General features: G+C 61.0%; 8 protein-coding genes and 1 pseudogene. 7 read left to right on the top strand and 2 right to left on the bottom strand.

Annotation, left to right across the window (positions count from 1 at the left end; all coding sequences use genetic code 11):
* Window positions 1–100 precede the first annotated feature (100 nt).
* Complete coding sequence (locus CO676_RS23550) at window positions 101–700, bottom strand: dimethylsulfoniopropionate lyase (RefSeq protein WP_014763354.1); 600 nt, start codon at window positions 698–700, stop codon at window positions 101–103.
* 50 nt (window positions 701–750) lie between these two features.
* Window positions 751–2,787 carry an NADH:flavin oxidoreductase gene (locus tag CO676_RS23545; protein ID WP_014763353.1) on the bottom strand — a complete coding sequence of 679 codons (2,037 nt, stop codon included), beginning with the start codon at window positions 2,785–2,787 and terminating at the stop codon, window positions 751–753.
* Between the two features lie 143 nt (window positions 2,788–2,930).
* On the opposite strand from CO676_RS23545, the gene CO676_RS23540 reads away from it, so the two are divergent.
* From CO676_RS23540 to CO676_RS23510, 7 genes and pseudogenes are all read left to right on the top strand, one after another.
* Entirely contained in the window at window positions 2,931–3,557 is a 627-nt protein-coding gene (locus tag CO676_RS23540) for a TetR/AcrR family transcriptional regulator (protein ID WP_097522848.1), read from the top strand.
* 18 nt (window positions 3,558–3,575) lie between these two features.
* On the top strand, window positions 3,576–4,370 hold the full coding sequence (locus tag CO676_RS23535) for a pyrroline-5-carboxylate reductase dimerization domain-containing protein (RefSeq protein ID WP_097522847.1): 795 nt from the start codon (window positions 3,576–3,578) through the stop codon (window positions 4,368–4,370).
* 72 nt (window positions 4,371–4,442) lie between these two features.
* Window positions 4,443–5,444: an ABC transporter substrate-binding protein gene (locus CO676_RS23530; protein ID WP_014763350.1), complete on the top strand. Its 1,002-nt coding sequence runs from the start codon at window positions 4,443–4,445 to the stop codon at window positions 5,442–5,444.
* A 90-nt stretch (window positions 5,445–5,534) separates the two neighbouring features.
* A complete protein-coding gene (locus tag CO676_RS23525; protein ID WP_097522846.1) occupies window positions 5,535–6,422 on the top strand; it encodes a proline/glycine betaine ABC transporter permease in 888 nt (295 codons plus the stop codon).
* Window positions 6,415–7,460, top strand: a pseudogene (locus tag CO676_RS23520) (glycine betaine/L-proline ABC transporter ATP-binding protein). The gene CO676_RS23525 and the pseudogene CO676_RS23520 overlap by 8 nt, the downstream one beginning before the upstream one ends.
* Before the next feature lie 141 nt (window positions 7,461–7,601).
* The gene (locus tag CO676_RS23515; RefSeq protein ID WP_097522845.1) at window positions 7,602–9,587 is read left to right on the top strand and encodes an FAD-dependent oxidoreductase; all 1,986 of its coding nucleotides are present in this window, start codon (window positions 7,602–7,604) and stop codon (window positions 9,585–9,587) included.
* Complete coding sequence (locus CO676_RS23510) at window positions 9,587–10,591, top strand: Ldh family oxidoreductase (RefSeq protein WP_097522844.1); 1,005 nt, start codon at window positions 9,587–9,589, stop codon at window positions 10,589–10,591. The genes CO676_RS23515 and CO676_RS23510 overlap by 1 nt, the downstream gene beginning before the upstream one ends.
* The last annotated feature ends 69 nt before the right edge of the window (window positions 10,592–10,660 follow it).

Raw genomic sequence — 10,660 nt, 5'->3', positions numbered from 1 at the left:
CCTTCACCCGGATCTTGACGTTGAAGTCGACGACCCGTTTCACCGTTACTAGGATTTTCATCGTGGTTCCCTCTGGTGAATGTCATTCCGTCTTCTGCTGCTATGCCGGAGCTGCCGCCAGCAATGCCCAGAAGGCAAACAGCGGTGCGTCGAGCGACCGCATGGTGTGTTTGATTCCCGGCGGATTATAGAAGGAACCGCCGACGCCGGGGGAAAACCAGGCGGCCTCCCCCTGCCGGAATTCTCCGTCCGAGAGGACGAGGTAGACTTCCTCGGGTGCGTGATCATGGTCCGGATAGCGGACATTCGGTGCCATCACTGTGACGCCGAACCATAGATCCCGCCGATCCTCAAGGCCTCCCGGTCCGATGATCATCGCATTGGCATGGCCGTCGACGAAATTCTCGCTGGCCGAAGTGTCGTTCGTACGGCGCCGCCATTCAAGCAGCGGTTCGATCCACTTGAACCGGTCGACCAGACTATGCAGCGACTCGTGTTCCGTCTCGATGGCGAGTGCGGTTTCGAGCTGGGAACACGCCGGCAGCCGACTCCCAGGACCTGGCCTTTCCACGCCCGGCACCTCGAGTGCAGAGAAAATCTGCAGGATCGAGCGGCGCGATTGCGGAGCCTCAGCGAACTGGTCGAACGCCGCGAAAGCGGCATCGACGAACGATTGAAGGACTTCACTTCGTCGTGTCATGGCGCGTCCCTTGTCGTGATGCGGCGGGCCCAGCCGGACCCGCCTTGCCCTCAGATGTCCTTGATGAGGCGAAGCGCGTCGTAGATCGCCGCGTGCGTATTGCGCGCTGCAACTGCATCGCCGATGCGGAAGAGCTGGAATTTGCCTTCCCGGTTGCGCACCACAGTTTGCGGCTCGCCGGCCACCAGTTGGTCGTGCGATATCTCTCCGAGATTGCTCGAGGCGGGCTTCAGCTCGAAATATAGCTCATCGAGCGGAATGGTGCCGTGGTTGATCACCACCTGGTCTACCGTCCGCTGCTTTGCTACGCCGCCATAGTCGCTGCCGACATGGGCGATCAGCTGATTACCGCTCTTTTCAACCGCATCAAGCCTGAAGGTGACGGTGAAGGTCACGTCGAGCTTCTGCAGGGAGCGCATATAGGGAACAAGGTTCATCGCCATGACTTCCGGTGCGAAGGAGCGGTCAGGCGTCATGATCTCGACCTTGGCGCCGGCATTGGCGAGAAATTCGGCGGCCTGGAGACCGGCATGGTCGCCGGCGTCATCGAAGATCAGGACGTTGTTGCCCGGCTTGACGTCCCCGGAGATGATGTCCCAGGCGGAGACGACCAGCTCATTGCCCTTCGACAGGACCTCCGTATGCGGAAGCCCGCCCGTCGCGATGATGACGACGTCGGGGTTTTCGGCCTCGACGGTCTCGGCTTCCGCCCAGCTGTTGAAATTGAAGGTGACGCCCAGCTTCTCGCACTGCCCCATGCGCCAGTCGATGATGCTGATCATCTCCCGGCGGCGTTCGCTCTGCGCCGTCAGACGGATTTGGCCGCCCGGGTCGTTAGCTGCTTCGAAGACGACGACCTCGTGGCCGCGCTCCCCCGCCACGCGGGCCGCCTCGAGCCCGGCAGGGCCGGCGCCGACGACCACGACCTTCTTGCGGCGGTCGGCCTTGGCGATCGTGTGCGGCATTGTCAGCTCACGGCCGGTCGCCGCATTGTGGATGCAGTAGGCGGCGCCCCCCTGATAGATCCGGTCGAGACAGTAGTTTGCCCCGACACAGGGCCGGATGTCGTCCTCCCGTTTCTCGATGATCTTCCGGACGATATGCGGGTCGGTCATGTGGGCGCGGGTCATCCCCACCATGTCGACCTTGCCAGACGCAATCGCGTGGCGGGCGGTGGCGACATCCGGGATTTTCGCCGCATGGAAAGTCGGGAAGTTCGTAGCGGCTCGAATTTCGCCTGCGAAATCGAGATGCGGGGAATTGGCCATGCCCTGGATCGGAATCACGTCCGTTAGGCCGGCGTCCGTATCGATATGGCCACGGATAACGTTCAAGTAATCGATAAGCCCGCTTTCCTTGAGGCGCTTAGAGATTTCAAGGCCTTCCTCCTTGCCCGTCCCGCCGGGAAGACATTCATCGGCCGTGTATCGCACGCCCAAAATGAAATCTTCTCCGACGCGCGATCGGATCGCCTTCAGGACGTCGAAACAAAAGCGCATGCGGTTGTCGAGCGATCCGCCGTATGGACCGTCGAGCTCGTTCGTCAGCGGCGAGGCGAACTGGTCGAGGAGGTGACCATAGGCCTCCAGTTCAACACCATCCATGCCGCCCGCCTTCATGCGCTCGGCTGCATCGGCGAAATCCTTGATGATCCTCTCGATGTCCCAGTCTTCGATTTTCTTGGGAAAGGCGCGGTGCGAAGCTTCGCGGTGATGCGACGGAGCGACAACCGGCAGCCACTCACCCTTGTCCCACCGCGTCCGCCGACCGAGATGGGTGAGCTGGATCATGATCGCCGCGCCTTCTTCGTGCACGGCGTCGGTCATCTCCTTGATCCAGGGTACGATCTCGTCCTTGTAGGCGAGCAGGTTGTTGAACACCGGCGGGCTGTCCTTCGAGACGGCGGCCGAACCGGCGGTCATGGTCATCGCCACGCCCCCCTTCGCACGTTCCACAGTGTAGGCGCGATACCGCTCCTTCGGCATCCCGTCTTCAGGATAGGCGGGCTCGTGCGCGGTCACGATGATGCGGTTGCGCAGGGTGAGATGCTTGAGCTTGTAGGGCTGCAGGAGGGGATCGTTCGACATCTGCCGGGCTCCGATTTAGAGGTGTTCAGGAACGTAGTTGAAAATGTACACATGTGTCAACAAAGAGATCATGCAAGTCATGTTAGTTGACAGTTGTGTACATTTTTCTTGCATGGTTCTTCCCGATTTGTTAGGAGAGCGTCATGGAGCAGACCTTGAACGATAGCGGTTGGCGCGGTTCCGCGGATGTCTGGCTGGGCGCGGCCTACGAGTCCCTGCTGGAGGCCGGCGTCGAGGCGGTAAAAATCCAGCCGCTGGCGAAAAAGCTGAACCTCTCGCGAACAAGCTTCTACTGGTTCTTCAAGGACCGCGAGGAACTGCTTGATGCCTTGGTTTCGCGCTGGCGCGAGAAGAACACCGGCAATCTCGTCAAGCAGGCCGAGGCTTATGCCGAGACGGTTGCCGAGGCGATGCTGAATGTTTTTGACTGCTGGCTGGATGGCGGACTTTTCGACTCTCAATTCGAGTTCGCGGTGCGGAGCTGGGCCCTCCAGTCGCCCGAAACTCTGAAAGAAGTTCAGAACGCCGACCACCAGCGGCTCGATGCTCTGTCGCGCATGTTCCTGCGGTTTGGCTACGACGTGGCCCATGCCGATGTTCGGGCGCGTACGATCTATCTGGTGCAGATCGGATACATTACGATGCAGACGAGGGAAGACATCTCCGTCCGCATGAAACGGATCCCCGAATACGTGGAAATTTTCACCGGGCAGGCGCCTGAGCAAAGAGAGCTTGATCGCTTCTTCGCGCGGCACGGCTACTCCGAATAGCGGCGAAGATGGGTGGCGATGAGCAGCACGTTGAAGATCGGTATCATTGGCGGAAGCGGCTGGCTTGGCGGCGCCATTGCCCAGGCGATCCTCGATGCAGAGCTCACCTCCTCTGAAAACCTCACGCTGTCCTATCGACGCAAACAACCGACACGCTTTCAGGGCAGCCTCTGGACCCGAGACAATCAGGAACTCGCCGATCGATCGGATGTGATCATCATTTCGGTGCGCCCGGATGACTGGCCTTCGCTGGAAGTCGACGCGGGTGGCAAGCTCGTCATATCCGTCATGGCCGGCATCCGGCTCGACCAGCTCGCGACACAGCTAAAGACGGGGCGCGTCGTTCGTGCTCTGCCAAATGCGGCCGCCGAGGTCGGCAAATCCTACACGCCCTGGGTCGCGCCGTCGGCCTTGAAGGATGGCGATCGCTCCGCCGTGCGCCGCATTTTCGAAGCTTGCGGCAGCGCGGACGAAGTGGCAGGCGAAGCCGATATCGACTATTTGACCGGCATGTCGGGCTCCGGGCCGGCATTCCCCGCCCTCCTGGCGAATGCGATGATGAAGGATGCGGTGGAGCGCGGCCTCTCCCCGGAAATTGCCCGTCGTGCGGTCGTGGCCGTCCTGATCGGAACCGGACGCCTGCTCGAACTGCGCGAGGGATGTCCCGCAGAAACGGTCGAAACATTTCTCAGTTATCGCGGCACGACCGCGGCAGCCATCGAGGCGATGCGCGCCGCCGGCTTTGAGGCCGCCGTCGCCGGCGGACTTCAAGCCGCTCTTACGAAATCGGTGAGTATGGGACAAAGCGCCTGACCTCCGTCGGGGCGGGTAAACGCGGCACCCCGCTCCCCCTAAAGCGCCGCAAAGAAAAAGTGGGAACGTCTAATGAAAAAGCTGCTTGCGTCTACATGTCTGGTGTTTGGCCTCATTGGTGGAGCATCGGTATCGAATGCCGCGGAGTGCGGGAGCGTCACGATCGCCAGCATGAACTGGCAGAGCGCCGAGGTCCTCTCGAACCTGGACAAGATCATTCTCAACGAAGGCTACGGCTGCAGTGCCGAGATAACCATCGGCGACACCGTGCCGACGATCACCTCGATGGCGGAAAAGGGTCAGCCCGACATCGCGCCGGAAGCCTGGATCGACCTGCTGCCCGATGTCGTCAAGAAGGGCACGGACGAGGGCCGGATCATCAAGGTGGGTTCCCCACTGCCCGATGGCGGCGTCCAGGGCTGGTGGATTCCGAAGTACATTGCCGACGCCCATCCGGATATCAAAACCATTGGCGATGCGCTGAAGCACCCGGAACTCTTCCCCGATCCGGAGGACCCGACGAAGGGTGCTATTTTTAATGGCCCGCAGGGCTGGGGCGGTACGGTGGTGACGACGCAGCTTTACAATGCGTTCGGGGGCGAAAAGGCGGGCTTCACGCTGGTCGACACCGGTTCGGCGGCTGGCCTCGATGGCTCTATCGCCAAGGCCTACGAACGCAAGCAAGGGTGGCTTGGCTACTACTGGGCACCGACGGCCCTCCTCGGCAAGTATGAAATGATCAAGCTGGAACCAGGCGTTCCGAACGACCCAGCGGAGTGGAAGCGCTGCATTACCGTTGCCGACTGCCCCGATCCGAAGCCGAGTGCGTGGCCGGTCGACACGATCGTGACGCTGGTGGCCAAGCCCTTCTCGGAGAAGGTCGGTCCCGAGGTCATGGACTATCTCAATAAGCGCTCCTGGAGCAACGAAACGGTCAGCAAGCTGATGGCCTGGATGACCGACAACCAGGCCAGCGGCGAAGAAGGTGCGAAGCACTTCCTCGAGGAGAACGAGGACGTCTGGACGAAGTGGGTCTCTCCGGAGGTCGCCGAGAAGGTCAAGGCGGCGCTTTAAACGAACTGCGTGCGGTGCGCCAAAGGCGCACCGCTCACTCGCCGATAAAATCAAAAAGACTGCGACGGCTTCTTCAAAAAGGGGAACCGAATGGACTGGTTTTATGAATTCCCGCACATGAACGACGATTCCCTTCGGAGCCTGAAGAAGGCCATCGACGAAGGATTCCGTGGGTTCACGCGTGCCTATGGCGATGCCATCGAGGGTTTCTTCTCACCCTTGCAGCACTTTCTGATCGCAGCCGAACGTTTCATGACGCAGACGCCCTGGCCGATCATCACGCTCATCGTCCTGGCGATTGCCTGGGGTGCGAGCAGGAGCTGGAAGGTGGTGTTGGGCTGTCTTGTGACCCTGCTGGCCATCGGCTATCTCGACATGTGGGACGACACGATGCGGACGGTTTCGATGATCTTCGTCTGCACCCTTCTGTCGATCGCCATCGGCATTCCGACCGGCATCCTGATGTCTCGGTCCGACCGGTTGCAGCGGCTGGTGAACCCGGTGCTCGACGTCATGCAGACGATGCCGAGCTTCGTCTATCTCATCCCCGTCGTCATGCTGCTGGGTATCGGCAAGGTTCCGGGGCTGATCGCGGTGGTCATCTATGCGATCCCGCCGATGATCCGGCTTACCGACCTCGGCATTCGTCTGGTCGACAAGGACGTTCTCGAGGCGGCCGACGCCTTCGGCTCGTCGAGCTGGCAGAAGCTCAGGAACGTGCAACTACCGCTGGCACTACCAACCATCATGGCCGGCATCAACCAGACCATCATGATGGCGCTTGCAATGGTCGTCATCGCCTCGATGATCGGAGTCCAGGGTCTCGGCCAGCCGGTTCTGAAGGCGATTGCCAACCAGTATTTCACGCTCGGAATCTTCAACGGCCTTGCCATTGTCGGCATCGCCATCATCTTCGACCGGGTCAGCCAGGCATATGGCAAGAGACTCCAGAAGCACCGGGAGATCGTCCATGGCTGAGCATTTCAGCGGCATCAAGATCCGTCACCTTTACAAGATCTTCGGCCCCAACGCTGAGTCGTACGTCGACGCGGTCCATAAGGTCTGACCAAGACCGAACTCAACGAGCGGCACGGGCATGTCCTGGGCTTGCGGGACATCAACATCGAGATACCTTCGGGGTGCATCCAGGTGATCATGGGGCTCTCGGGGTCGGGCAAGTCGACACTGATCCGGCACATCAACCGCCTGATCGACCCGACGGCCGGCGAGGTTCTGGTCAATGGCGTCGACGTCGTGAAGATGAGCGAATCCGAGCTGCGCGGGTTCCGCAGGCAGCAGACCGCCATGGTGTTCCAGAAGTTTGCGCTGCTCCCGCACCGCAACGTGCTCGAGAACACGCTCTACGGCCTCGAGATTCAGGGCATGGCGCGTTCCAGGGCCGTCGAGATTGCCATGAGATGGATCGAGCGCGTCGGTCTCAGGGGCTTTGAGACCAGGTACCCCAATCAGCTTTCGGGCGGCATGCAGCAACGCGTCGGCCTGGCCCGGGCGCTCGCCAACGACGCCCCGGTCCTCCTCATGGACGAAGCCTATTCGGCTCTCGACCCGCTGATCCGCACGGACATGCAGACCGTCCTTCTCGACCTGCAGAAGGAGATCAAGAAGACGATCGTCTTCATTACCCATGACCTCGACGAGGCACTTCGGCTCGGAGACCAGGTCGCCATCCTGCGCGATGGCGAGGTCATTCAGCAGGGTACCAGCCAGGACATCGTCCTGTGGCCGGCGGATGCCTACGTGGCGAACTTCGTCAAGGAGGTCAACCGGGGCAGGGTCGTCCACGTCGAGGCCGTCATGGCGCCCTTGCATCCGGGCTTTTCGCCGAACGGCACGACCATACCGGCGGGTACCACCATCGAGGATGCAATTCGGATGATTGCTCACGGCCCGGATAACGACGTCGCCGTCGTCAGGCAAGACGGGAAGCAACTTGGTATGGTCAACCTGCGTCAGCTCGCGGGTGCGATGGTCAACTCGCAGAGCTCCGTAATCTAGGGCAGTGGCTCCCTGACGAGGGCACTGTAGGCTCAGAGCGGCGTCGTTCAGGCTCGACAGAAGTCGCAGCACCCATGAGATCTGATGCGAGGAGGACCGCGGCGCCGCCTCTCCATTCATTCGCACTTGCGGAGAATCCGGATGTCCAAGCTCTTCCCTCGCCTGTTCTCACCCGTAGCGTTGGGGCCGCACGCCTTGAGAAACAGGATCGTGTTCGGTGCCCATACGGCGAACATGGCCGAAGGCGGCCTGCCGACAGACCGGCACGTCGCCTACTATGCCGAGCGGGCGATCGGCGGAGCGGCCATGATCGTGGTGGAACCGATGCCAGTCCATCGCGCCGCGGTCCTGACGCGTGGAAACTTCAGACCTTGTGATGACAGCGTGATCCCGCATTTCAAGAAAGTGGCGAGCGCCATCAAGGACAACGGAGCGGTCGCCATCCAGCAGCTCTACCATGTCGGTGCCCACGGCGATTCGGACAACTCCTTCCATCCGCATTGGTCCCCTTCGGGCTTTCCGAGCTATCACGATAGCGACGGCTCGCATCCGATGAGCGAGGCGGAGATCTGGGAAACGATCGACGGTTTCGTGCAGGCAGCTCGCCGGTGCCGGGAGGCTGGTTTCGACGGCGTCGAGGTATGGGCCGCCTATTTCGGCATGGTCGATCAGTTCTGGACGCCATGGTCGAACCGTCGCGATGATGCATGGGGTGGCTCGCTGGAGAACCGCACAAGAATGTCGCGGGAAATTCTCGCCCGCATCCGGGCAACCTGCGGGCCTGACTTCATCATCGGCCTCGCTGTCAGCGACGAACCGGACTACAGCGTGGCGCTCACCAGAGACGAGCTTGCCGAAATCGTCCAACTTCATGACGAACTCTGGCTGATGGACTACGTGACATGCGGTTCGGGTGGCTATCTGGATTTCCATAAGCTGATGCCGACCTTCCTCTACCCCGAAAAGCTTGGGGCCGACCTTTCGGCAACGCTCAAACGCACCGTAAAGAAGGCACTGGTGATCGCCGAAAGCCACATTCGGACGCCCGAAAATGCCGAGACCGTGCTTGGCGAAAGTGCGGCGGATCTCGTATCCATTGTTCGCGGCCAGATAGCCGATCCCCATCTCGCGCGAAAGGCAAGCGAAGACCGTGCCGACGACATCCGGGGCTGCATCTCCTGCAATCAGATGTGCTGGGGCAGGCGTTCGCGCGACTACTGGATAAGCTGTCTTATCAACCCGTCCGCGGGAAGGGAATTTGAATGGGGTGGCGATCGATTTACGCCAGCGGCGGAGCCGAGGAAGGTTCTCGTCGTGGGCGGCGGACCGGCTGGCCTCGAAGCGGCCAGGGTCGCAGCGGAAAGGGGTCATAGGGTTATTCTTGCGGAAGCTTCCAGCCGGCTCGGCGGCAACTTCCTGCTCGCCGGAATGCAGCCTCGCCGCGGGCAGATCCTCAATCTCATCCAGTGGTATGAACGCCAACTGGAGAAGCTGAAAATCGATGTGCGTCTCAACTGTTATGTGGAGGCTTCCGATATCCAGGATTACGGCGCCGATTCCGTCATCCTCGCGACCGGCTCCTATTCACCTGAAACGGGGTTTCAGAAGGCGCTGCCCGCAAGTGAGACACTGCCTGGACTCGAGAAAGGCAACGTGTTCGCCGTCGAGGCCGTTATGGCTCGACAGGTAAGACCTGGAAAGCGCATCCTGCTCCTCGATGAGGGCGGGGGCTGGCGCGGCTGCGGCACAGCGTGGAAGCTCGCCGAGGACGGTCACGAAGTCATCATTCTTTCGCCGGACTCGTTCATCGGCAAGGAACTCCAGCGCACCACGGCCGACGTGCCGCTTCGGCGCATCCTGAAGAAGCTCAGGGTCAAATGGTTGTTGGAAGCCAGCGCTCTCGAATGGCACGGCAACGGCGCAACAGTTGTGGACCACAACAGCGGAGAACGGTCCTTCGTCGAGGCAGATTGTCTCGTCCTTGCCACGACAAACATGCCGGCCAACTGGCTGGCCGAAGCGTTGGAAGCTCAAGCCACACCATTCGTTCAGATCGGTGACTGCGCGGCTCCGCGCCAAGCCCCTTACGCATTCTACGAAGGCAGGAAGGTCGCATTGGAGTTGTGATGGCGGAGGAGAAGGCAAGACTATCTGTCGCGGAAATCCGGAACATAGCAACGGATGCCTGTCTGGCATGCGGAGCAAGTGCAGCGACAGCGAAGTCGCTCGTCGAAGCGACCTTGTCCGCTGCGCTTCGCGGCCGGCCCGAGGTGGGACTTCCCCATTTCATCGATTACCTGAGGAGCTTCGTAGAGGGGCGCATCGACGGAAAGGCACAACCGCGCATGCAGCATCCGCTGCCCGCTTTCATCCACTCCGACGCAAAGGGCGGAATCGCCCAGCTCGGCTTCGATCTAGCGTTCGAGGACCTGGTCAAGCGGGCACGAACATTCGGCGTGGCAATCTTTTCGCAGAGGAACAGCTACACCGCCGGCGAGCTGGGCTACTATGTCCGACGTCTTGCCGTTGAAGGCCTGGTGTCGATGGCCCTTGCGAATGCGCACGCTTTGATGGCCGCCGCGGCCGGCGGGAAGCCGGTATTCGGTACAAATCCACTCGCTTTCGGGGCTCCTTTGCCGGCACCGCAGGCTCCGCTGATTATCGATCAGGCTGCCAGCGCCACGGCATTCGTGAACATCGTTCGGGCAGCCGCAGACAACGTCGCCATTCCCGAAGGGTGGGCGACCGACGAGGCGGGAGCAGTGACGACCGATCCCGCCAAAGCCATTCTTGGCGCACTCCTGCCGTTTGGAGGTTACAAGGGCGCCAATATCGCGCTGCTTGTCGAAGTCCTGTCAGCCGGACTTTCCGGAGCAGCATGGTCCCTCGATGCGGGAAACTTTCGCTCCGGCAATGAGCCTCCGAATGTGGGCTTGACGGTCATCGCGATCGCCCCCGCCGCCATCGATCCATCCTTTGCGCTTCGCAGCGCTGACCATTTCGGCCGTCTGCAGGAACTCGGGGTTCACATTCCCGGCAGCGGATGGGCTGTGGAGGCGCCCAATGACGCGGATGAGATCGAGATCGATGCCCGTCTTCTCGAAGAAATTCGGGGCTTTCGTTCCGGCTAAGCAGGCGGGTTTGTAACGGCTGTCGCGCCCACGGTCGAGAAGGGATTGATAGCCGCCAGGTGAATCCAA

This window comes from Sinorhizobium sp. BJ1 (genome assembly GCF_002531555.1).
Lineage (GTDB): Bacteria > Pseudomonadota > Alphaproteobacteria > Rhizobiales > Rhizobiaceae > Sinorhizobium > Sinorhizobium fredii_B.
The sequence above is the reverse complement of the archived record's forward strand: the minus strand, read 5'-3'. Positions and strand labels throughout refer to the sequence as shown.

What these genes read in the sequence shown, in the direction of transcription:
- CO676_RS23550 (WP_014763354.1), bottom strand. Translation starts at nt 700, where the DNA reads ATGACACGACGAAGTGAAGTCCTTCAATCGTTCGTCGATGCCGCTTTC.
- CO676_RS23545 (WP_014763353.1), bottom strand. Translation starts at nt 2,787, where the DNA reads ATGTCGAACGATCCCCTCCTGCAGCCCTACAAGCTCAAGCATCTCACC.
- CO676_RS23540 (WP_097522848.1), top strand. Translation starts at nt 2,931, where the DNA reads ATGGAGCAGACCTTGAACGATAGCGGTTGGCGCGGTTCCGCGGATGTC.
- CO676_RS23535 (WP_097522847.1), top strand. Translation starts at nt 3,576, where the DNA reads ATGAGCAGCACGTTGAAGATCGGTATCATTGGCGGAAGCGGCTGGCTT.
- CO676_RS23530 (WP_014763350.1), top strand. Translation starts at nt 4,443, where the DNA reads ATGAAAAAGCTGCTTGCGTCTACATGTCTGGTGTTTGGCCTCATTGGT.
- CO676_RS23525 (WP_097522846.1), top strand. Translation starts at nt 5,535, where the DNA reads ATGGACTGGTTTTATGAATTCCCGCACATGAACGACGATTCCCTTCGG.
- CO676_RS23515 (WP_097522845.1), top strand. Translation starts at nt 7,602, where the DNA reads ATGTCCAAGCTCTTCCCTCGCCTGTTCTCACCCGTAGCGTTGGGGCCG.
- CO676_RS23510 (WP_097522844.1), top strand. Translation starts at nt 9,587, where the DNA reads ATGGCGGAGGAGAAGGCAAGACTATCTGTCGCGGAAATCCGGAACATA.